This window comes from Lutispora saccharofermentans, from assembly GCF_024363565.1.
GTDB lineage: Bacteria > Bacillota > Clostridia > Lutisporales > Lutisporaceae > Lutispora > Lutispora saccharofermentans.
On record NZ_JAJEKE010000027.1, the window covers coordinates 26,606 to 47,895 of the forward strand.

General features: G+C 38.4%; 21 protein-coding genes and 2 riboswitches. Of the genes, 15 read left to right on the plus strand and 6 right to left on the minus strand.

What is annotated here, in order from left to right; genetic code table 11:
• Positions 1 to 33: 33 nt before the first annotated feature.
• The 5 genes from jag to rpmH form a co-directional block, all read right to left on the minus strand.
• Positions 34 to 714, minus strand: a complete 681-nt coding sequence (gene jag / locus LJD61_RS19375) for an RNA-binding cell elongation regulator Jag/EloR (protein ID WP_255229235.1) — start codon at positions 712 to 714, stop codon at positions 34 to 36.
• Between the two features lie 4 nt (positions 715 to 718).
• Positions 719 to 1,381, minus strand: a complete 663-nt coding sequence (locus LJD61_RS19380) for a YidC/Oxa1 family membrane protein insertase (RefSeq protein ID WP_255229237.1) — start codon at positions 1,379 to 1,381, stop codon at positions 719 to 721.
• Positions 1,382 to 1,511: 130 nt separating this feature from the next.
• Positions 1,512 to 1,721 (minus strand): membrane protein insertion efficiency factor YidD, encoded by a 210-nt coding sequence (yidD, locus tag LJD61_RS19385; protein WP_255229238.1) that lies wholly within the window; start codon positions 1,719 to 1,721, stop codon positions 1,512 to 1,514.
• Positions 1,718 to 2,068, minus strand: coding sequence for a ribonuclease P protein component (gene rnpA, locus LJD61_RS19390; protein WP_255229240.1), 351 nt, complete (start codon positions 2,066 to 2,068; stop codon positions 1,718 to 1,720). Before rnpA ends, yidD begins: the two co-directional genes overlap by 4 nt.
• A 51-nt stretch (positions 2,069 to 2,119) precedes the next feature.
• Positions 2,120 to 2,254: a 50S ribosomal protein L34 gene (gene rpmH, locus LJD61_RS19395; RefSeq protein ID WP_255229241.1), complete on the minus strand. Its 135-nt coding sequence runs from the start codon at positions 2,252 to 2,254 to the stop codon at positions 2,120 to 2,122.
• Between the two features lie 701 nt (positions 2,255 to 2,955).
• Here rpmH and dnaA point away from each other — a divergent pair.
• The 15 genes from dnaA to gyrA all read left to right on the plus strand — a co-directional run bounded on the left by dnaA (position 2,956) and on the right by gyrA (position 20,225).
• Positions 2,956 to 4,290 (plus strand): chromosomal replication initiator protein DnaA, encoded by a 1,335-nt coding sequence (gene dnaA / locus LJD61_RS19400; protein WP_255229242.1) that lies wholly within the window; start codon positions 2,956 to 2,958, stop codon positions 4,288 to 4,290.
• A 226-nt stretch (positions 4,291 to 4,516) separates the two neighbouring features.
• Positions 4,517 to 5,608 (plus strand): DNA polymerase III subunit beta, encoded by a 1,092-nt coding sequence (gene dnaN / locus LJD61_RS19405; protein WP_255229243.1) that lies wholly within the window; start codon positions 4,517 to 4,519, stop codon positions 5,606 to 5,608.
• Between the two features lie 311 nt (positions 5,609 to 5,919).
• Positions 5,920 to 6,126 carry a S4 domain-containing protein YaaA gene (yaaA, locus tag LJD61_RS19410; protein ID WP_255229244.1) on the plus strand — a complete coding sequence of 69 codons (207 nt, stop codon included), beginning with the start codon at positions 5,920 to 5,922 and terminating at the stop codon, positions 6,124 to 6,126.
• Positions 6,127 to 6,145: 19 nt separating this feature from the next.
• Positions 6,146 to 7,255, plus strand: a complete 1,110-nt coding sequence (gene recF / locus LJD61_RS19415; RefSeq protein WP_255229245.1) for a DNA replication/repair protein RecF — start codon at positions 6,146 to 6,148, stop codon at positions 7,253 to 7,255.
• Between the two features lie 53 nt (positions 7,256 to 7,308).
• Positions 7,309 to 7,578 carry an extracellular matrix regulator RemB gene (gene remB, locus LJD61_RS19420; protein ID WP_255229246.1) on the plus strand — a complete coding sequence of 90 codons (270 nt, stop codon included), beginning with the start codon at positions 7,309 to 7,311 and terminating at the stop codon, positions 7,576 to 7,578.
• 20 nt (positions 7,579 to 7,598) lie between these two features.
• Positions 7,599 to 9,521, plus strand: a complete 1,923-nt coding sequence (gyrB, locus tag LJD61_RS19425; protein WP_255229247.1) for a DNA topoisomerase (ATP-hydrolyzing) subunit B — start codon at positions 7,599 to 7,601, stop codon at positions 9,519 to 9,521.
• A gap of 13 nt (positions 9,522 to 9,534) precedes the next feature.
• The gene (locus LJD61_RS19430; protein ID WP_255229248.1) at positions 9,535 to 9,954 is read left to right on the plus strand and encodes a HutP family protein; all 420 of its coding nucleotides are present in this window, start codon (positions 9,535 to 9,537) and stop codon (positions 9,952 to 9,954) included.
• A gap of 247 nt (positions 9,955 to 10,201) precedes the next feature.
• Positions 10,202 to 11,242, plus strand: a complete 1,041-nt coding sequence (locus LJD61_RS19435) for an ABC transporter substrate-binding protein (protein WP_255229257.1) — start codon at positions 10,202 to 10,204, stop codon at positions 11,240 to 11,242.
• Positions 11,239 to 12,135 carry an ABC transporter permease gene (locus LJD61_RS19440; protein ID WP_255229249.1) on the plus strand — a complete coding sequence of 299 codons (897 nt, stop codon included), beginning with the start codon at positions 11,239 to 11,241 and terminating at the stop codon, positions 12,133 to 12,135. Before LJD61_RS19435 ends, LJD61_RS19440 begins: the two co-directional genes overlap by 4 nt.
• The gene (locus LJD61_RS19445; protein ID WP_255229258.1) at positions 12,110 to 12,904 is read left to right on the plus strand and encodes an ABC transporter ATP-binding protein; all 795 of its coding nucleotides are present in this window, start codon (positions 12,110 to 12,112) and stop codon (positions 12,902 to 12,904) included. Before LJD61_RS19440 ends, LJD61_RS19445 begins: the two co-directional genes overlap by 26 nt.
• Positions 12,905 to 12,960: 56 nt before the next feature.
• Positions 12,961 to 13,067, plus strand: a riboswitch (SAM riboswitch).
• A 60-nt stretch (positions 13,068 to 13,127) separates the two neighbouring features.
• Positions 13,128 to 13,235: riboswitch (SAM riboswitch) on the plus strand.
• A gap of 67 nt (positions 13,236 to 13,302) precedes the next feature.
• The gene (locus LJD61_RS19450; protein WP_255229250.1) at positions 13,303 to 14,325 is read left to right on the plus strand and encodes a methionine ABC transporter ATP-binding protein; all 1,023 of its coding nucleotides are present in this window, start codon (positions 13,303 to 13,305) and stop codon (positions 14,323 to 14,325) included.
• Positions 14,309 to 14,977 carry a methionine ABC transporter permease gene (locus LJD61_RS19455; RefSeq protein WP_255229251.1) on the plus strand — a complete coding sequence of 223 codons (669 nt, stop codon included), beginning with the start codon at positions 14,309 to 14,311 and terminating at the stop codon, positions 14,975 to 14,977. The genes LJD61_RS19450 and LJD61_RS19455 overlap by 17 nt, the downstream gene beginning before the upstream one ends.
• 218 nt (positions 14,978 to 15,195) lie before the next feature.
• Entirely contained in the window at positions 15,196 to 16,023 is an 828-nt protein-coding gene (locus LJD61_RS19460) for a MetQ/NlpA family ABC transporter substrate-binding protein (RefSeq protein ID WP_255229252.1), read from the plus strand.
• A 125-nt stretch (positions 16,024 to 16,148) separates the two neighbouring features.
• On the plus strand, positions 16,149 to 17,603 hold the full coding sequence (locus LJD61_RS19465; protein ID WP_255229253.1) for a phosphatase PAP2 family protein: 1,455 nt from the start codon (positions 16,149 to 16,151) through the stop codon (positions 17,601 to 17,603).
• Between the two features lie 213 nt (positions 17,604 to 17,816).
• Positions 17,817 to 20,225, plus strand: a complete 2,409-nt coding sequence (gyrA, locus tag LJD61_RS19470) for a DNA gyrase subunit A (RefSeq protein ID WP_255229259.1) — start codon at positions 17,817 to 17,819, stop codon at positions 20,223 to 20,225.
• 99 nt (positions 20,226 to 20,324) lie between these two features.
• Here gyrA and LJD61_RS19475 read toward each other — a convergent pair whose 3' ends face one another.
• Positions 20,325 to 20,885, minus strand: coding sequence for a TDE2712 family protein (locus LJD61_RS19475; RefSeq protein WP_456298961.1), 561 nt, complete (start codon positions 20,883 to 20,885; stop codon positions 20,325 to 20,327).
• Positions 20,886 to 21,290: the final 405 nt, after the last annotated feature.

Genomic DNA, 21,290 nt, shown 5'->3' on the forward strand with positions numbered 1-21,290 from the left:
CAAATATGATAAACCCAGTATTTTCATACTGGGTTATTTGCAAGCGATAATAACCTTTCTATTAGGCTCTTCCCCTTCGCTGTATGTAATAACACCGGGGTAATCCTGCAGAGCAGAGTGGATGATCCTTCTCTCATATGGATTCATAGGCTCCAATTCCATTCTCTTTCTTGTCTTTACCACTCTTTCCGCCAGCCTGTTTGCCAATCTTATAAGAGTTTCTTCTCTTTTTGATCTGTAATTCTCTGTATCCAATACCACCCTTAAGTAATCATCCCTGCCCTTATCCTTGTTGACAACAAGGCTTACCAGGTATTGCAGGGAATCGAGAGTCTGACCTCTTCTTCCTATAATAATTCCCATCTTCGGGCCTATAAGATTGATATAAAGACCGGCTTCTGTATGTTTAATCTTTATTTCCGCCTTTACATCCATGCAATTAAGAACTTCTCTCAGGAATCTATAGGCTATGTCCTTTTCCTTGCTTCTATCTGCAGATGTTTCTTTTTTTGCAGGCACTTCAGGTTCTGTCGTTTTTTCTTCTTTTACAGTAACTTTTACCTTTGCAAGCTTGCTTCCTATCAATCCCAAGAATCCTTTGCTGGGCTGCTCCAATATTTCTATGCTCGCCTTGTCTTTGGTGATGTTAAGCTCCTGTATGGCCAGCTCTACAGCTTCCTCAACCGTCTTGGCCGACTTTTCAACCCATTTCATTTAATTATTCGCCTCCTTTATGACCGAGCAGAGCTTTGGTCATAAAATACTGCTGTAATATAGTAAATATGTTACCAACTACCCAATATAAAGCTATTCCTGAAGGGAATTTTAAAGTAAAGAAACCTATCATCAAAGGCATTACGGTGTTCATTGATTTCATCGTAGGATCCATATTGCCCTTTGCCGAAATCATGGCTGTTTGTACATAGGTAGTAAGTGCAGACAATATAGGAAGTATATACCATTTATCAGGCATGCCCAAATCAGCCAGCCACCAAAAACCCTTGGCAATCGCTGCAAATTCTTCGGGGGTAAAAACAAATTTTGTAGGATTCTGCAAAACGCCAAATAATGCAATTATTATCGGGAGCTGTATAAGCGCAGGAAGGCAACCTGAAGCCGGATTATAGTTATGCTCTTTATAAAGCTCCATCAGCTTTTGATTCATCTTTTCCGGATCGCCTTTATATTTTGTCTGGATCTCTTTCATCTTAGGATTGATCTCATTCATTTTCTTAGTCGATTGTGTTTGTTTTATATTGATAGGCAGTAACAATATTTTCGTAATGATTGTGAAAAATATTATGGCATAGCCATAGCTTCCCGTAAAATCAAATAGCAGCTTGAGCAACGCACCAAACGGCCTGGAAATTATATCTAGCAAAACATCTCCCCCTAAATATTAATGTTTATCTAATCAATGGAACCCACACTGCTGCAAAGCGGGAATCACAGGTTTAAGAATGTCCCTTTTATTGATGCAGCGGAATGTTCCCAAGTTTTTCTTCCATATTTTATGGCACCGGATCATATCCTCCAGGATTAAAGGGATGACATTTCATTACCCGCTTTATTCCTAAAACAGTACCTTTTATGCTTCCGTACTTCCTCACAGCTTCAAGAGTATAATTAGAGCAGGTAGGAATAAAACGGCATTTTCCGGGACTTATAGGAGATATAACCAATTGGTAGAGTCTTATCAAAAATATTATTATATATTTCATCTCTTTACATCTTCTTTGAGAAGTCTGGCTCTTCTAACAGCGTTCATCATATCTCTTTCAATATCATAATAGCTTGCTTCGCTGCTTTTTACCCTCGCTGTAAAAACAATAAGATATCCTGTTTTTATAAAACAGCTGATCTTTCTGAAATTTTCTCTCATCAATCTTTTTACACGGTTTCTCTTGACGCTGTTGCCAATCTTTTTGCTCACCGAATATCCGACTTTATTTGTATCTTCATCGCTTTTTAAGATATAAAGCACCAAAGAGTTCTCAGCGTAATATCTGCCGTTGGCATATACTTTTTTAAACAAAGAATTTTTTTTAATTCTTCCGGGGATCTTCATATTATCCTCCATTGATGAGGCATGTAGAGAAAAAGGCCACAAAAAGCGGCCTTACACTGTTAATCTCTTTCTACCTTTTCTTCTTCTTCTTTTAAGAACCTGTCTTCCGTTTAAAGTACTCATTCTTTCTCTAAAGCCGTGTACTTTTTTTCTTTGCCTTTTTTTTGGCTGGTATGTCATTAACATCATTACACCCCCCAACGACTATGTGTATATAAATATTGCACATTAACACTGGACTAACCCGTCCTAAACTTCCCCGTTTATATAAGCAACGAGTACCCCAGGGCGCCTAAGTCCAGCATGGACTCGGCTAACATTTTGTTTCACAAAATGAAGTCTCGTTCAAGCATAATACGCCACCGTACATTAAAATTATATATATATTAATATTTACTGTCAAGAAATTTAAGTTAAATCTCACATTCAACAATAAATATTAACAGTATTCTCAGTTCAAAATGCCCTATCCGGGAGCCCAGCGTCGCTTATATAAGTTACCGGCCTTTGGCTATGGCCGCGAAATATATTTTTATTTGCTGTGGATAACCTTTAAAATTCAATTGAATTCCTGGCTCCAATTTGCTAATATTAGTTTAAGATTGTGTATAACTTTTTATTTGCTGTCAAAGTTATCAGTTTATGCACAAGTTGTGTATAAATTTGTGCATAACTAATATATTTTGTGTATTGATTTTATCATTTTTGTTAATAATCAAATGAAATCAACTAAAATTAATAAGCTGAAATTGTTAATATTTTTTTTGCCCAATTTGTGGACAATTTATTTATGCAATATTATATTAACATATTATCAATATTTTATTCACAATTTGCTTTTGTTTAAACAGCATAGTTTTTCAATATGCACTATGAGGAGGATGGAAATGAACCCCCAAAATTATGAGATATGGGATAAAACCCTTGATATTATTAAAGTTGAACTTACAGAAGTAAGCTTCAATACTTGGCTCAAATCCATAACGCCAATAATGATCAATGATGAAATGATCCTGTTTCATGTTCCCGATGATTTCACCAAGGGTATCATAGAAACCCGTTATGCTACACTTATCAAGAATGCGCTGAAACAAGTCACTTCAAAGTATCATGAACTAAAATTTACTGTGAACGAGGCAGAAGCGGATATGGAAAAATCCAATAATGTCATGGGGAGAAAAGAAGTCGAAGAGGTAGTCAATACTTCTTTGAACCCACGATATACTTTTGATACCTTTGTAATAGGCAACAGCAACAGGCTTGCTCATGCAGCTTCGGTTGCAGTAGCAGAATCTCCCGCAAAGGCTTACAATCCACTTTTTATATACGGAGGAGTAGGTTTGGGAAAAACCCATCTAATGCATGCCATAGGACACTATGCCTTAAATCAGAACAAAAGAGCAAAGGTCGTATATGTATCTTCTGAAACCTTTACAAATGAATTGATAAATTCAATCAGAGATGACAGGAATACAGAATTCAGAAGCAAATACAGAAATATAGACATACTATTGGTGGATGATATTCAGTTCATTGCAGGAAAGGAACGAACCCAGGAAGAATTTTTCCATACCTTTAATTCATTGTATGAAGCAAACAAGCAAATAATTATTTCCAGTGATAGACCTCCAAAGGAAATACCTACACTAGAGGACAGGCTCAGATCAAGATTTGAATGGGGACTTATAGCCGATATTCAGCCTCCGGATCTCGAAACAAGAATCGCTATATTGAAGAAAAAAGCAAAGATTGAAAATCTGGTTATACCCGATGATGTAATGCTTTATATAGCCAAAAAAATTCTTTCTAATATAAGAGAGCTGGAAGGCGCGTTAATAAGAATAGTAGCATATTCGTCCCTGACAAACAGAGAAATAAATGAAGAGCTGGCAAGCGAAGCATTAAAAGACATCATATCAAATTCCAAGCCTAAATTTATAACTGCAGATTTGATAAAAGAAAAAGTAGGTGAATTTTTCAATGTAAAAGTTGAAGACTTTAATGCAAAGAAAAGGACTAGATCCATCGTCTACCCAAGGCAGATCGCGATGTATCTTTGCAGGGAAATGACGGACCTTTCCCTTCCAAAAATAGGTGAAGAATTTGGAAGGGACCATACAACCATAATGCATGCCTACGACAAAATATCTTCAGATATGAATATAGACCCTGAATTAAAAAACATAATAAATGATCTTAAAAGCAAAATTGAAAATACTTAATAAATGTTGACAAACTGCAAATAAGCTGTTGATAGCGAGAACCCCAAAAAAGGTTGTTTATAAAAGGCTCTGATAAAGGCATTACTTTTCAACAATCTATCAACAATAGGAACTCAGTTTTTTAGCTGTTTGATCGGCTTTTTAACAAATCAACAGGCCCTATTACTATTACTAGTATTATTTATTATATTATTTAATAATAAGAGAAAATCGGAGGTTATCCACAATGAGAATAATAACAAACAAATCAACCTTGTTGGAAAGCATAAATATTGTTCAAAAAGCAGTACCGTCAAAAACAACTCTTCCTATATTAGAAGGCATCTTGTTTCAAGCCAAAAACGGAAAGCTCACGTTGGTATCCACAGATCTTGAGATGGGTATAGAAACCACATCAAATGTGGATGTCATAGAACAAGGCAGCACCGTAGTTTCATCAAAAATAATCGGAGAGATTGTAAGGAAATTACCGGACTCAGATGTGGAGATCGAAACTAAAGATAATTTTGTTTACATAAAAAGCGAAAATTCTGAATTCAAAGTCCTATGCTTATCCAGGGATGAATTCCCTGAGCTGCCCAATGTAAGCAGAGAAAAAGGACTCAGTCTGACAAATTCTATGCTCAAAGAGATGATCAAGCAAACCATAGTAGCTGTTTCAAATGATGAAATAAGGCCTATATTGACGGGAGTTTTATTGGAAATAGCTGGAGATCAAGTGACCATGGTAGCTCTGGACGGTTTCAGAATGGCTGTTAAAGTGACGAGTGCCTTAAACGATGAAAATTTCAAAGCGGTCATACCCGGAAAGACTTTGATTGAAATAGGTAAAATACTTGACGAGAGTGAGGAACCCGTCAGCATCTTCCTTTCCAAAAATCAAGTATTATTTCAAACGGGAGACACCACTGTAATTTCACGCCTTCTTGAAGGAGAATTTATAAATTACAAGCAGCTGCTTCCTACTGAATATAAGACTAAAATAGCACTAAAGACAGAACACCTGCTGGACGCCTGCGAGAGAGCAGCTTTATTCGCAAGGGATTCAAACAACAGCATAAAATTCGAAGTCTATGATGATATTATGAATATTAAATCCAACAGTGATAATGGAGATGTTCACGAAGAGGTAAAAATATCAAAAAATGGAGAAGATATAGAGATTGCATTTAATCCCAAATATCTGATAGATGCTTTAAGGGTAATCGGAAGAGATGAGATAACCATTGAATTTACAACCAGCGTAAGCCCCAGCATAATAAAACCCGCCAAGGATTCCGGATTTTTATACTTAATACTTCCGGTAAGAAGGAGATAAGCATTAACCACCCTAACCGGGTGGTTTTATATAGAATATTGATTCCACTAAAAAACTTTGTTTTAACCTATTGTCCTGACTGATAAAAGAGTGCATTGTGAAGGGGCTTAGAGTTTGTTAGCGAAGTATAGGAAAAGTTGCGTCAACTGTTTGAGCTAAAGCGAGTTTTGACGCAACCCTATGCAAGCTTACAAAGTCTTAGTCCCGGAGCTTTCGCAATCGTTATCAGTTAGCACAATAGAGATTCATAAACAGCTAAAATTAGAGTTATTGCAGTAAATTAATATTGATCTTTAAGGAAGTGAATTGAAGTGTTGGAAATAAAGATAGATACTGAATATATCAAGCTCGATCAGTTTTTGAAGTTTGCAGGCCTTGTAAATACAGGAGGAGAGGCCAAAAACATTATTATGGAAGGCAGAATAACTGTGAACGGATCAGTTGAAAAAGCCAGAGGCAAAAAACTGAGGGCTGACGATATAATAGAATTTGAAGGGCATAAGTATAAGATAGTTTAACTGTCGGGGAGTGCTTTTATTGAATATTGAGAGCATATTTTTGCTTAATTTTAGAAACTATAGTGAACAATATATAGAATTGGATCCCGGCATCAATATATTTTACGGTGAGAATGCCCAGGGAAAGACCAATGTGATCGAAGCTGTATATTTGCTTACCATGGGAAAGTCTCACAGAACCAATAAATATAACGAGATGGTCAAATGGGATAAAAATGATTCCCGTATATGTATAAAGTTTAATAAAGATGATTTTGATTACAACATAGATTTTGTACTGAAAAGGAATCAAAAGAAACAAATAAAGGTCAACGGAGTGAGGCTTGATAAGCTGAGCGATATATTGGGAAAGCTGAATACGGTTATATTTTCGCCTGATCATATGAAAATAATAAAGGAAGGGCCTTCAGAGAGAAGAAGGTTCATAGATTCTATATTATCTCAGACAAAGCCTAAATATTATTATAATTTTACCCAATATTTAAAGGTTTTGGCCCAAAGAAATGTGCTCTTATGCAATGAGAAAAATGACGGAATCATAGAAAAAACCTTGGATATCTGGGATCATCAGCTGATAGAATATGGCTCCAGGATCATAAAAGACAGGCAGATATTTGTTGAAAGCATAGATAATAAAGCGTGGAAAATAAATAAGGAGCTATCAGGAGGAAGAGAGGATTTTCATTTGAAGTATATGCCTTCCATAGCTTATGGAAAGCATGAAATAACCGATATAAAAAATGCTTTTGAGAAAAGGCTGACGGAAGCCAGGGCTTCAGATATGAGGCGCAAGCTCACACAGTACGGGCCCCATCGGGATGAGCTTAATCTGTTTATAAATGATAAGGAAGTAAGGAATTACGGCTCTCAAGGACAGCAAAGATCTGTTCTTCTATCTTTAAAGCTTTCTGAAATGGAATATATAAAAGATGAAACGGGATCAACACCTGTTTTGCTCCTCGATGATGTTTTCTCTGAATTGGATAAATTAAGGCAGGGCTTTTTGATTTCCTTTATAAAGAATGTGCAGGTGATCATTACATGCACTGATTATGAAAATCTGTATTTAGGGGATAAATCCACATATAAGATTTTTAATGTAAGAAGCGGAAAAGTATACAATAAATGATTAAAAGGTTATAATATTATTATTCGGGGATATTGCGAAGGAGGATTTTTTTTATGTTTATTCACCTCGGTGGGGATGTGGTAGTGCCTTTGAAAGATATAATTGCGATAATGGATATAGAATCGAGCAGCGTTTCTCAAAATACAAAAGAGTTTCTTCAAACGGCAGATGATGAAGATTTTATAATAAAAATCTCAAAAGATTCGCCAAAATCTTTTATACTTTCTGAAAGAGATAATAAGACGGTCATCTATTTATCTCCTATATCATCTGTTACTCTTTATAAAAGATCCGGATTTTTAAACGATGTTTCATTGAAGTAAGATATATAGGGGGAGTTTTTATGGCGGAAAAAAAGCAAAATCAGCAATATGAGGCTGAACAGATACAAGTACTGGAAGGTCTTGAAGCAGTAAGAAAAAGACCGGGAATGTATATAGGCAGCACCGGTTCCAAGGGACTTCATCATCTTGTCTGGGAAGTAGTGGACAATAGCATAGATGAAGCTTTGGTCGGTGTTTGTAAAAATATTGAAGTAATAATCCATAAGGATAATTCAGTGACGAATATAGATGACGGAAGAGGTTTTCCCGTAGGAATGCATCCAAAGCTAAACAAGCCTGCAGTAGAGGTTGCTTTGACAGTGCTTCACGCGGGAAGCAAATTCGGAGGCGGCGGATATAAAGTATCAGGCGGTTTGCATGGAGTAGGTGTATCCGTTGTAAATGCTCTTTCGGAATATCTTGAGGTAGAAGTAAAAAGAGAAGGAAAAATATTTTATCAAAGATTCGAAAGAGGAAACCCTGTGACCGAATTAAAGGTGATAGGCGATTCAAAAGACACAGGTACAAAGATAACCTTCAAGCCCGATGATCAGGTTTTTGATGAGCTTGAATACAACTTTGAAATATTGGAGCACAGGCTCAGAGAAATGGCATTTTTGAATAAGGGAGTCAAGATCACCCTCAAAGATGAAAGGACAGATACAGAAAAGGTATATCAATATGAGGGCGGGATAGTGTCCTTCGTACAATTCTTGAACAAAAATAAAGAGGTATTGCATCCTGAACCCTTGTATATTGCATCCAGCAAGGATGATATCATCGTTGAGGCATCGATTCAGTATAATGACAGCTACAATGAAAATATCTTCAGCTTTGCCAATAACATAAACACCATAGAAGGCGGTACACATGCAATAGGCTTCAGAAATGCGGTAACAAAAGCGATCAATGATTATGCCAGAAAATATAAAATAATAAAGGAAAATGATTCAAACCTTCAGGGAGAAGATGCAAGGGAAGGCTTAACCGCCGTTTTAAGCATAAAAATTTCTGATCCCCAGTTTGAGGGCCAGACCAAGACAAAGCTTGGAAATCCTGAAGTGAGAGCCATAGTCGATAACATCATATTCGAAGGATTGGAAACCTTTCTGGAGGAAAATCCTTCTACGGCAAAGACCATCATAGAAAAGGCGGTTACTGCATCCAGGGCAAGAGAAGCTGCCAGAAAAGCCAGGGAGCTGACAAGGAGAAAGTCGGCTCTGGAGAGCACTACTTTGCCCGGAAAGCTTGCAGATTGCTCAGAGAAGGATCCCTCACTATGCGAAATATATATTGTCGAGGGAGATTCAGCAGGCGGTTCTGCAAAGCAGGGCAGGGACAGAAGATTTCAGGCAATACTGCCTCTCAGAGGTAAGATACTCAATGTTGAAAAGGCCAGATTAGATAAGATATTATCAAGTGAAATGATAAGAGCCATGATCACAGCCTTTGGTGCAGGAATAAGTGATGATTTCAATATAGAAAAGATGAGATACGGAAGAATAATCCTTATGACGGATGCTGACGTGGACGGCGCTCACATAAGGACATTGCTGCTCACCTTCTTCTATAGATATATGAGGCCTCTGGTTGAATCTGGAAATGTTTATATAGCTCAGCCTCCTCTTTATAGAGTCAGAAAATCAGGCAAAGGAAAAGCAAAGGACTATTACGCCTACAATGATAAGGATTTGGAAAAAATTCTTAAAGAAGTTGGAAGAGAAAATATAAGTATACAAAGATATAAGGGCCTTGGTGAGATGGACCCTACACAGCTTTGGGATACTACCATGAACCCTGAGACAAGGACAATGTTTCAGGTATCCTTGGAGGATGCGGTAGCTGCAGACGAGATATTTACTATTCTTATGGGCGATAAGGTAGAACCAAGAAAAGAGTTTATAGAACAAAATGCAAAGTATGTCAGAAATTTAGATATATGACGGGGGTGCGAGCATGCCTTTTGACAGTTTTGATGTTGCCAAGGCTGCGATAAACTTGGCTATATCATCCAGAGCCTCGGAAGAATTGATGATAAAGGATCTGAAAAATAAGAACATACTTGCTGCGGCAGTGGATATCGGGGGAGATTTTAATTCCTCAATACCCAAAATAATTGAAAGAGCTGTTGTAGCTTCTAAAAGGAGCGGCATAACAAAGGATTGCCATGTTCATGACGGTGCCGTCATAGGTGCAACCAAGGAAGCTTTGATGCAGATAGCCATGAAAGCCAACGGATACAATATAGGCGGGAAAATCGGCATAGCCAGATCCGGTGAACATTTGAGCATATGTATATTCATGAGCATGGGCGTGCTCCATCTCAACGATGTGGTTATAGGGTTAGCCCACCGGGCTGTCCCGGATTTTAAATAATATTGGGATATTTAAAATATTCCAATATTATTTTTTTTATTGACATTTCACTTTCTATATAATACAATCTTATTTATATTTATTGAAATTGTAGTTTGGTAGAATGGTAGTTTACAGCGTGGTATTGCAGAAAAGGCTGGCCTATCATGGTCAGTTTTTTTGATCCACAGGAAGTATAAATATGCTATATTATGACTTGCCTGATGGATTTGAAGAAAAACTAAATATATATTTGGAGGATGGTAGTATGGTAGTAAAACAAAAATTATCAGTTCTTTTTGTGGTTCTTTTATTGATCATTTCATTATTTTCCGGATGCAGCAATGCAGAAGCACCGGCAGGCGATGAAGCTTCCAGGACCACAGCCCAGACAAACAAACCCATAGAAATAGGAATAACGCAAATAGTCGAACATCCGGCTTTGGATTCCGCTCGCCAAGGCTTTATCGATGCATTGGCTTCAAAAGGCTTAAAAGATGGTGAGAACCTCAAGGTAGATTTCCAGAATGCCCAGGGTGATATTCCTACGGCTCAGACTATCGCACAAAATTTTGCAAGCAGCAAAAAAGATATGATATTTGCAATAGCAACCCCTACAGCCCAGGCAGCTTATAATGCCACAAAGGATATACCAATACTCATAACTGCTGTTACGGATCCTGTAGATGCAGGTCTTGCAAAATCTCTGGACAGATCAGAAACAAATGTCACAGGCACAAGCGATGCTGCACCTATGGGCAAGCAATTTGAGCTTCTTAAAAAGCTTATACCTGACGCTGAAAAGGTAGGTATTTTATATAATACCAGTGAAAGAAATTCAGAAATACAGGTTCAAATGGCAAAGAAAATAGCCGGTGAATACGGCTTGGAAATAATAGCAAGCGGAATTACCAGCACCAATGAAGTACCTCAGGCTGTTGACTCGCTGAAGGGCAAGATAGACGTTCTATACGTGCCTACAGATAATATGGTGGCTTCATCCATGGCTATAATATCCCAGAAATGCACTGAGAATAATATACCAGTAATAGGTTCGGAAAGAGCCCATGTGGAAGGCGGTGCTCTTGCCACAGAAGGAATAGATTACTACAAGCTCGGCTTCCAGACGGGGCTTATGGCTTTTGAAGTATTGAGCGGTGCTAAGACTGAGGATATGCCGATAGAGACTCTATATGAAAAAGATACAGCTCTTACAATAAACTCTGATGCTGCAAAGAAATTAAATATTTCCATACCCCAGGAAATAATAGACAAGGCTGAAATCATAAAAGGCGGTGCAGCCAATTGAACAATTTCTGGATAGGGGTATTGGAGCAGGGACTTTTATTTTCTATCATGTCCCTTGGGGTTTATATAACTTATAAAATTTTGGATTTTCCAGATCTGTCGGTTGAAGGCACTTTTCCGCTGGGTGCCTCTGTCACGGCGATGCTTTTGGTAAAAGGAGCCAATCCCATTCTGGCTTGTATGCTTTCAATATGTGCAGGCATGGCTGCGGGATTTGTTACAGGAGTGCTGAATGTTAAGTTTAAGATAACAAATCTGCTCTCGGGCATATTGGTGATGATAGGCTTATATTCTATAAATCTGAGGATCATGGGAAAGGCTAATACTCCTTTTTTCAATGCAAAAACTATTTTCTCGGGAGAAATTCCTCCCGTATTTGTGATAATGATATTGGCCTTGATCGTAAAGCTGCTTCTTGATTTGATGTTCAAGACAAAGTTTGGGTTTATATTGAAGGCTACCGGTGATAATCATACCATGGTCACATCATTAGGCGTAGATATAGGAATTATCAAAATAATGGGCATAATGCTTTCAAACGGATTGGTGGCTCTGGCAGGCTCTGTCATGGCTCAATACCAGAGGTTTTCCGATGTAGGAATGGGGAGCGGAATAATAGTTATGGGCCTGGCTTCTATCATAATGGGAGAAACCATATTAAAAGCATTACCTATAATATCTGGTACAGCCTGCGCTCTTTTCGGATCACTGCTTTACAAGGGCAGTATAGCCATAGCCTTGAAGGCCGGCTTGCCTCCCACGGATTTAAAGCTTATAACCTCTGTTATAGTAATAGCTGCCCTTGCGGTTTATAACGGCGGTTTGAAGGTTAAGTTTGGGAGAAATCTACTTTCTGGGGGTGTAAAAGCTGTTACTGATACAAAATCTGCATAAAACCTTTAATAGGGATACGGTCAATGAAAATAAGCTTTTTCAAGGACTATCCCTGGAAATCAAAGATGGAGACTTTATAACGATCATAGGCAGCAATGGAGCAGGAAAATCCACTTTATTAAACATTATCTCAGGATGCATACAAAGCGATGAAGGCTCGATTCTGCTCAATGAAAAAGAGATCTCCAAAACCCCTGAATATAAAATCAGCAGGCTGATAGGCAGAGTGTTTCAGGATCCTAAGATGGGAACCTCGCCTTCTATGACCGTACTGGAGAACATGTCCATGGCATGGAATAAAAATAATAGATACGGCTTTTCATGGGGTATTGAAAAGAATAAAATATCGGACATCAAAGATTCCCTCTCAAAATTGTTCTTAGGATTGGAGGATAAGCTTGATGTAAAGGTAGGGCTCCTATCCGGGGGGCAAAGGCAGGCTATGGCCCTTCTGATGGCAGCCATATCAAATCCTTGCCTTTTGCTGCTGGATGAGCATATGGCCGCTTTGGACCCCAAAACCTCTGAGATCATTGCAGGGCTTACAGATAAAATAGTGAAGGAATGCAAAATAACCACACTTATGGTCACCCATAATCTCAAGCAGGCCATAAGCATGGGGAACAGGCTTATAATGATGCACAGAGGTAAAATTGTTTTGGATATAAGAGATAAAGATAAAGAGTCCCTCACTGCAGAAAAGCTTTTAGCTTTATTCAGCCAAAAGGAATCGTCAGATATCATCAGCGATCGTTTGATGCTGGCATAAAAAAATAGTTGACATAGTTAAGAGGGCGTATTATACTATTATATAAATGAATATTTATTCTATCAAGAGAGGTGGAGGGACTGGCCCTGTGAAGCCCGACAACCGGCATTCTCATTTGATTGCATCGGTGTCAATTCCAGCAGCATAAGCTGAAAGATAGAAAGGAATTATCCTCTTCTGTTTTTCAGAAGAGTTTTTTTATTGTATAAAATTTAATATTATGCTCTTATCAAGAGAGGTGGAGGGACTGGCCCGATGAAGCCCGACAACCGGCATTCTCATTCGAATGCATCGGTGTCAATTCCAGCAGCGTAAAGCTGAGAGATAAGAGAGGTGTGATCCCTCTTTTATCATTGAGGGATTTTTTATTTGTTTTTAACACCGGAGGGGGTACTAAGATGATCGATATAAAAGGCCTTTACAAAACATATACAGGCAAGGAAGGAAATACGGAAGCTCTCAAAAACATTAACCTCAGGATTGAGAAGGGTGATATTTTCGGCATAATAGGCTTAAGCGGAGCAGGAAAATCAACTCTCATCAGATGCATAAACAGGCTTGAAGAACCTACGAAAGGCAGTGTTTTCATTGAGGATAAGGATATCGTTAAGCTGAATGACGGCGAGCTCAGGGATATGAGAAGAAATATAGGAATGATATTTCAGCATTTTAATCTTTTGAGCAGGAAGAATTGCAGAGAAAATATAGCCTTTCCGTTAAAAATAATGAAATATGATAAACGAGAAATGGAGAAACGGGTAGATGAGCTATTGGATATTGTAGATCTAAAGGATAAAAAGCTCTCTTATCCCAGCCAGCTCAGCGGGGGACAAAAGCAAAGGGTAGCAATAGCCAGAGCTTTGGCTACCAACCCTAAAATACTTCTTTGCGATGAAGCTACTTCTGCCCTGGACCCAAATACCACATCTTCCATACTCAAGCTGCTGAAAAGCATAAATGAGACGCTGGGAATAACAATTGTGATGATAACCCATCAGATGGAGGTCATAAAGGAGGTATGCAATAAAGTAGCTGTGATTTCAGATGGAAGTATAGTGGAGCAGGGGAATACCTATGATGTATTTTCAAAGCCGTCTCATCCTATCACAAAGAGCTTTATAAAGGACGTATCCTTAAACATTGACAGAAATATAATAGATGATCCTGAAAATACTGAGGTTGTGAGGATTACATTTTTAGACCACAAGGCAAAAGAGCCGTTGATATATAAAATCATAAAGAATTTCGATATTGAGGCAAACATCCTGGCAGGGCAGATGAACAGCATACAAGGAAGAACCTATGGAAATTTGGTAGTAGGCCTTAGGGGAACAGATGAAAAAATAGAGGCTGCCATAGGATACTTAAAGGATGAAGGCATCATAGTAGAGGAGTTGAAATATAATGGAAGTTCTAATTGAAACAATAAAAAAAATAATGCTTTTAATGCCCAAGCCTCTTTATGAAACCCTATATATGGTGTTTGCATCCACATTGTTTTCGGTTGTTTTCGGAATGCCTCTGGGCATCATAACAGCAATATCGGAGGAAGGCAATATTTGGGAAAGAAAGGGCTTGAATAAAGCTTTGAACGGGGTAATAAACATAGCAAGATCCTTCCCCTTCATAATACTGATGATTGCGGTCTTTCCGCTGACAAAGCTCATCGTGGGAAAAAGGATAGGCACAACTGCAGCCATAGTGCCATTGACCATAGCAGCCATACCCTTTGTAGCCAGGCTCATTGAAAATGCAATAAAGGAGATAAGCCCCGGAATCATAGAAGCAGCTCAATCAATGGGTGCCGATGTAAAGCAGATAGTTTTCAGGGTGATGATACCGGAAGCATTGCCTTCCATAGCATCAGGCATAACCTTGACAGTAATAAATCTCATAGGCTATTCGGCTATGGCAGGTGCCATAGGAGGCGGGGGCCTTGGAAATTTAGCCATACGATTCGGGTATCAGGGATTCCAAAAAGATGTCATGATAGGGACTGTCATAGTATTGATCTTAGTGGTTCAGATAATACAGGGCATTGGGAGCAGGATATATAATAAGTTACTGAAATAGATTTACAAAATATAAATAATGCGACAAAAGAGGAGACGGAAACCACTGAAAGGCACGGAACTTTTCACGAAGAAACACTGGAGGATTTTTTTACCAACGTGATGCAATGTATAAAAAAATAATTATCGATAATTGATATATATTTCACTGTTTTTCAACCTGGCCAGTTGAAAGACAAATAAGAATTAAATAAAAAATGAAAGGAATGTTTTATAGATATGAAAAAAATATTACCACTAGTTTTAGCATTATCATTACTAGCATCCTTTACCATTGGATGCGCACCCAAGGAAGAGGCTGCACCGGCAGCCGCAGAAAATGAGAAGGAAACGGTGCTGAAGGTAGGAGCTACCCCAATCCCCCATGCAGAGATATTGGAAGTGGTTAAGCCTTTATTAGAAAAGAAAGGCATAAAGCTTGAAGTGATCGTTTTTAATGATTATGTTCAACCAAATACAGCACTTGCAGACAAAGAATTGGATGCAAACTTCTTCCAGCACCAGCCTTATTTGGATAATTTCAATAAAGAAAGAGGTTTAAACCTTGTATCTGCAGCTAAGGTTCATGTGGAGCCTTTAGGATTATATTCTAAAAAAATAAATAGTATAGCCGAATTAAAAGACGGCAGCACCATAGCAATCCCGGATGATGCTACGAATAATGCCAGATCCTTGCTATTGCTTCAGGAAAACGGAATCATCAAGCTAAAGGATGGAGGAAGCATAAGCTCTTCGGAGAATGATGTGGTAGAAAACCCCAAAAACCTTAAATTCCAGGCTATTGAGGCCGCACAGCTGCCAAGGATCTTGGAAGATGTAGATGCTGCCATAATCAATACCAACTTTGCCATTCCGGCAAATCTCAACCCTGTTAAGGATGCATTGCTGATAGAAGACGGAAATTCACCTTATGCCAATACGCTTGTTATAAGAGGCGGAGATGAAGGAAGAGAAGATTTGAAAGAATTGTCCAATGCATTGAACAGTCCGGAAGTAAAGAAATTTATTGAAGAAAAATATGAAGGTGCAATAATCGCTGCATATTAATAAAGCGCACAATGAGATTGACTGAACAATAAGACAAAAAGCAGAGTTTAGAGTATAATATATAGGTGGTCATTAATAATGTAATTTAATGGCTGCCTATATTCTTTATTTTTGAGGAGAGCCATATGAGCGAGTGGGTAAAGGCAATGGTAGATATAATAGTTCAATATGGAGGTTTTGGGCTTTTTATAGTGTCCTTTGCCGAATCTTCATTTTTTCCTATACCTCCGGATTTAATATTGATACCATTGGCTATAATCAATCATGAGCTTGCGTTATTTTATGCGGCTTTGACAACTTTTTCTTCGGTTATAGGGGGATTATTCGGCTACTATATCGGTGCAAAGGCAGGAAGGCCTATCTTGTTGAAATTCTTTGCCGAGGAGAAGATAAAGAAAGTGGAAGAATACTTTGTCAGATATGGAGGATGGGCCGTTGCTATAGCAGGCCTTACCCCAATTCCTTACAAGCTTTTCACAATAGCTTCCGGAGTATTCAAGATAAGGAAATCTGTATTTGTCAACGCTTCCATCCTGGGGAGAGGAATCAGATTCTTCGCAGAAGGGGCAATAATCTATATGATGGGAGATCAGGCCCAGAGAATAATAAGCGAATACTTTGATGTGCTTACCATAGGGATAGCAGCAGCCGGAGCTTTGGCATACTTTATATATTATTTGATCAAGAAAAAAAAGTATGGGAAACACATGGCATCATCAGGTTTATTTTCCAGGGGCATCAGCAATAACAAATATGCAGCAGCTGTTTATAAAAAGCTTGTAAACAACTATGGCGGGTTTATATTTTTGATTCTATCCATTGTTTTGATGTCTTTTTCCTTCGAATTTTTCTTTTTACAGCTACGATATGAGTTTTTATTATATCTCTATATCCCGGTAATTTTTCTGATCATAGGAATATTGTTCTACATCTTTATATTTAGAAATTCGGATAATAGCTTAGGGCCTTTCAAAAGCCTGATTCAATATGCCATAGCTGCTGAAATTATTATTTTAGCTTTAGCAGCAGGTTTGGCCTATGGGATAGGAAATGATACTGTGGCCCATATGGATCAAACGGTAAACGGATGGATAATGCCGATGAGAAATGCTTTTATGACAGGCTTTATGCATGGGGTAAGCTTTTTTGCGTCCTCTGCATTTTTACCCTTTGCCGTTGCGCTTTGTTTCTGTTTGCTGGTGTTCAGGGGGAAAAGGCTAAAGGCGGGATTTATACTTTTAATAAATATTCTGGGAGCCAATTTCATCAAAATATTTATTAAAAATATATTCAAAAGAGCAAGGCCTGAGTATGCGATAATAATAGAAAAAGAATACAGCTTTCCCAGCGGCCATTCCTTTATTGGTTTTACATTTTATGCAATGCTGGCATATATGGTATTCAAATATTATAATGGACCATATAAGCGATTGATGACAGGCTTTTTCATCATCTTTCCCATCATTATTGCATTCAGCAGGCTGTATTTAGGAGTTCATTATGCCAGCGATGTTTTTGCCGGCTTGTTGTTAGGAACATCTTGGCTTATAGCTTGTATAATCATGGATAATTGGAAATAATATTAAAAAATTGGACAAAAATCTGCCGTAGAATTATAATTATAGTGTCCCATTCTATCGTGCCTGAAAGCAACGGGTTAAAGGCACGCTGTTAAATCCATCGGTATTTCCCATATTTATATTTAATTAAATTATATTTGGGTGGAAAACTGCCGATGTTATTCTCTATAAACGAAGGAGGTGTTGTTATTGGAAAATTTAGAGGGAAATGTTATGCAAATTAACATAGAAGATGAGATGAAAAAATCCTTTATAGATTATGCCATGAGCGTTATTGTACAAAGGGCACTGCCGGATGTAAGAGACGGACTTAAGCCCGTACACAGACGCATACTATATGCAATGCATGATTTGGGATTTACACCGGATAAGCCTCATAGGAAGTCTGCAACCACAGTAGGTGAAGTGCTTGGTAAATACCATCCGCATGGTGATGCGGCCGTATACGATACTATGGTAAGAATGGCACAAGATTTTTCACATAGATATATGCTTATTGACGGTCACGGAAACTTTGGTTCTGTTGACGGAGACAGCCCGGCTGCCATGCGTTATACAGAAGCGAGGATGGCCAAGATTTCTATGGAAATGATGAGGGACATCAATAAAGAAACCGTAGATTTCATTCCAAACTATGATGAAAGCTTAAAGGAGCCTTCTGTACTCCCTTCCAGATTTCCTAATTTATTGGTCAATGGGAGCAACGGTATTGCAGTTGGTATGGCGACATCAATCCCTCCCCACAACTTAAACGAGGTCATAGACGGGGTCATTGCAAGTATAGATGATCCGGATATTGAACTGGATGAGTTGATGAAGCATATTAAAGCTCCTGATTTTCCTACAGGCGGCTTGATAATGGGAAGAGAAGGAGTAAAGAAGGCATATGCTACAGGAAGAGGCAGGGTTATAGTCAGAGCTAAGGCTGAAATTGAAGCTATGTCGAGCAATCGTCAGAGGATTGTGGTTTATGAAATACCTTATCAGGTGAATAAGGCCAATCTTATTGAAAAGATTGCCGACCTTGTAAAGGATAAAAGGATTGAAGGCATTTCTGATCTGAGGGATGAATCCGACAGAGAAGGCATGAGAATAGTTATCGAGCTAAAGAGAGATGCCAATGCCAATGTAGTTTTGAACCTTTTATATAAGCATACCCAATTGCAGGATACATTCAGCATAATAATGCTGGCTCTGGATAGAGGGCAGCCGAGGGTAATGGACTTAAAGACCATGATAAACCATTACATTGCCCATCAGAAGGAAATAATAATAAGGCGTACCCAATATGATCTCAGAAAAGCGGAAGAAAGAGCTCATATATTGGAAGGCTTGAGGATTGCTCTAGATAATATCGATGAAATCATCAATATTTTGAGGAGCTCAAAAACGGTGCCTGAAGCCAAAGAGAGAATGATGGAAAGATTCGGTTTATCCGATGCTCAAGCCACTGCTATAGCGGAAATGAGGCTGAAGAGCCTTACAGGCTTGGAAAGAGGCAAGATCGAAGAAGAATACCTGTCTCTCATAAAGGATATAGAATATTACAATTCTATACTGGCCAGCGAGCTTATGGTATCAAATATAGTTAAGAATGAGCTGTTGGAAATAAAGAAGGTCTATGGAGATAAGAGAAGGAGCAAAATAACTCAGTCCGCCGAAGAGTTCAATGAAGAGGATCTGATAGATGAGCAGGAGGTAGCCGTTACCTTGACTCACTATGGCTATATAAAGAGACTTCCTGCGGATACTTATAAGAGCCAGAGAAGAGGAGGCAGGGGTATCACAGCCCTTCAAACGAGAGAAGACGATTTCGTTGAGCATTTGTTTATTACCTCAACCCATAATTATCTGCTGTTCTTTACAAACAAAGGCAGGATGTATAGGCTTAAGACTTATGAAATTCCTGAAGCCGGAAGACAAGCAAAAGGAACAGCTTTGGTAAATCTGCTTCATCTTGACGGAGATGAAAAGGTGAGCGCCGTAATTCCCATAAAAGGCTTTGAGGACGAAGGCTATTTGATATTCATGACAAAAAAGGGAACCATAAAGAAAACAGAGCTGAAGCAGTATGCATCCCAGCGAGTTACAGGGCTCAATGCCATAACATTGCGCGATGAGGATGAACTCATCTCTGTCAAGCTGACAAGGGGTACATCGGAATTGATGGCTATAACAAGGCATGGCCTGTCCATCAGATTCCCCGAATCAGATGTCAGGGATATGGGACGAAGCGCTATGGGAGTAAAGGGAGTTACCCTAAATCCCGATGATAGCGTTATAGCATTAGATATAGTGGAAGAGAATGCTGAGCTTCTGGTAATAAGCGAAAAAGGCTTCGGCAAAAGAACGCCTTTGAGCGAATATAGAGTCCAAAGCCGCGGCGGTAAGGGGATAAAAACCTCTAATATCACAGGAAAGACGGGATATCTAGTAGGTGCAAAGGTAGTCAAGGATGACTGCGAAGTGATGCTGATAAGCGCCGAAGGCATTATAATAAGAATGGCTATCGATGGCATATCCGTAATGGGCAGAAGCACTCAGGGAGTTACTTTGATGAAGCTTGCAGAGAATGATAGTGTGGTTGCCTTGGCCAAGATAGTGCCAGATGAAGAATGCTAAAATAAAAAAGGCTTTTGCTGCGGTGAAAGTTTCAGTTTATAGAAAAACACGGTTTTCAGATGTGAGAAAACCGTGTTTTTGCTATTTTGCAAACTTGCCCTAAATCTTATTTCTTAAAGCAGCTTCTAAGCTTTCACCGGAGATAACCAATCCATTTTCCGTATTTTTCAGGCTAAAAAAGTCTACCAATAATATATTATCGATTTTTTGAACGCTGCCAACCGTTGCCGGTACGATTATTATCTCCATATCTTCTTCAGCGCTTTCTCCGAGCTTGTTCAGATTTAGTCTTTTGATTGCATCAATAGTAGGCTGAACTTCATCTATGTATTCCAGTATCATCAGATTGTTTGAATAGTACTTCCTTTCTGCCTTATTGCCGGAAAAAGGTTCTTTGTTATTCAGCGCGCTAAGCACCCTTCTGAGAGATTCGCTGTTAAAATCCTCATTATATATATATGAGAATTCTCTCATAGAACAAAGATCGTTCAAAAAGCTTTCATTCACCTTTTCTTTTGCCATCACTGAATTCCAAAAAAACAGTGTGATCTCGAGACCGTTTAAATTTGTTTTTATATTTGCCATGTAAATTCGTTGCCAAATATTATTGTTTTGGTAACGCTTTTCACCTCCCAGCTTATACTTGTTTGATTTTTTCATTATTATTATAACACGTTCATTGGTTTTATCGTCAGTTTTATCATTATTTTTTTAATCAATTTTGCAAGGAAAATTTATACTTTTTCATGCATCTAAAAGTATAATCCGGGCCAATAATAATAGCGCGGCTGGTTGTGATTATTTGATGCAATCTGGTGAATACAGATGGAAAAAAGAACAATAAATAATATATTGACAGCTCTAATAATTCATGATAATATATAATTCCTGCTGGAGCGCAGGACAAAATCACAGCAAGCGGTCTGTTGAAAAAAACTAAAAATCATATTGACAGTTCGTTTAATGCGTGATAATATAGGAAAGGTCGGCACGATGAGCCGGCGGTGAAATGGACTTTGAAAACTAAACAGTATTAGATATGAAGAATGTAATTCTTTTGAGTAG

Coding starts and splice junctions, on each gene's coding strand:
- dnaN (WP_255229243.1), top strand. CDS start 4,517: ATGAGAATAATAACAAACAAATCAACCTTGTTGGAAAGCATAAATATT.
- LJD61_RS19450 (WP_255229250.1), top strand. CDS start 13,303: ATGATCGATATAAAAGGCCTTTACAAAACATATACAGGCAAGGAAGGA.
- gyrB (WP_255229247.1), top strand. CDS start 7,599: ATGGCGGAAAAAAAGCAAAATCAGCAATATGAGGCTGAACAGATACAA.
- LJD61_RS19475 (WP_456298961.1), bottom strand. CDS start 20,885: ATGAAAAAATCAAACAAGTATAAGCTGGGAGGTGAAAAGCGTTACCAA.
- jag (WP_255229235.1), bottom strand. CDS start 714: ATGAAATGGGTTGAAAAGTCGGCCAAGACGGTTGAGGAAGCTGTAGAG.
- dnaA (WP_255229242.1), top strand. CDS start 2,956: ATGAACCCCCAAAATTATGAGATATGGGATAAAACCCTTGATATTATT.
- LJD61_RS19465 (WP_255229253.1), top strand. CDS start 16,149: ATGAGCGAGTGGGTAAAGGCAATGGTAGATATAATAGTTCAATATGGA.
- LJD61_RS19460 (WP_255229252.1), top strand. CDS start 15,196: ATGAAAAAAATATTACCACTAGTTTTAGCATTATCATTACTAGCATCC.
- LJD61_RS19455 (WP_255229251.1), top strand. CDS start 14,309: ATGGAAGTTCTAATTGAAACAATAAAAAAAATAATGCTTTTAATGCCC.
- LJD61_RS19430 (WP_255229248.1), top strand. CDS start 9,535: ATGCCTTTTGACAGTTTTGATGTTGCCAAGGCTGCGATAAACTTGGCT.
- yidD (WP_255229238.1), bottom strand. CDS start 1,721: ATGAAATATATAATAATATTTTTGATAAGACTCTACCAATTGGTTATA.
- rpmH (WP_255229241.1), bottom strand. CDS start 2,254: ATGTTAATGACATACCAGCCAAAAAAAAGGCAAAGAAAAAAAGTACAC.
- LJD61_RS19435 (WP_255229257.1), top strand. CDS start 10,202: ATGGTAGTAAAACAAAAATTATCAGTTCTTTTTGTGGTTCTTTTATTG.
- remB (WP_255229246.1), top strand. CDS start 7,309: ATGTTTATTCACCTCGGTGGGGATGTGGTAGTGCCTTTGAAAGATATA.
- gyrA (WP_255229259.1), top strand. CDS start 17,817: ATGCAAATTAACATAGAAGATGAGATGAAAAAATCCTTTATAGATTAT.
- rnpA (WP_255229240.1), bottom strand. CDS start 2,068: ATGAAGATCCCCGGAAGAATTAAAAAAAATTCTTTGTTTAAAAAAGTA.